Genomic DNA, 699 nt, shown 5'->3' with positions numbered 1-699 from the left:
CCAATCAACGTCCGCCCAGACCGAATCACCTTCGTGGCTGGCGACGTCAACAACTTCTCGCGTGAATGGGGTCACATCATCGTGCTTCCAGGCGCGCGCACGGCGTTTTTCCGTGACGTAGACTTCACTGGTTTCCGCAAGGACACGACGGTGGACACGGAGCCTATCTATCTCCGTGATGCAAATGGAACAACGTTTGCAACACGCGATGCGGCTCTTGCACGCAACAATCGTATTCTTACGGCGACGAACGGTGGTGGTGGTGCGATAACGACATTCTCGTCCCGTACGTGGATTGTCGGTTGCCGTTTCACGAACAACATGGCTCGGTATCGTGGTGGTGCTCTTCAAATTCTTCAAGCACCAGAAAACCTCGATCAACTCTATCCTGTTGTATCGCAATCTTCCATCGATGCATTGGGTTTCTATCCTTCCCAGGTAAACCCATATATCACGGATCCGGTAAATGCGCAACCGATCCCTCAGCAAATTCCAGCTATTGACCTTGCCTATACGAACACAAATGAGCCACTCTCTGATGAAGCACGTCAATCACTTGATGACGCTCGCTTGGCTCTCTACCTTGGTCGTATTCGTCAAACACGTTTTGTCAACAACCGCGCACTGCTTGCCGACGTAGAAGCAGTTCGTGTTGGTAACATCACCGTTGTTCGCGATGTAGACTCACGTGCTGCAACA

General features: G+C 51.6%; 1 protein-coding gene. It reads left to right on the top strand.

Features of this window, described 5'->3' with window-relative positions; genetic code table 11:
- Nucleotides 1-33: 33 nt before the first annotated feature.
- Nucleotides 34-699: hypothetical protein (locus ACLD7X_RS17585; protein WP_411424983.1), on the top strand; the 666-nt coding region annotated here is incomplete at its 3' end.

This window comes from Aphanothece microscopica RSMan92, assembly GCF_046613545.2.
Classification (GTDB): domain Bacteria; phylum Cyanobacteriota; class Cyanobacteriia; order PCC-6307; family Cyanobiaceae; genus NIES-981.
The sequence above is the reverse complement of the archived record's forward strand: the minus strand, read 5'-3'. Positions and strand labels throughout refer to the sequence as shown.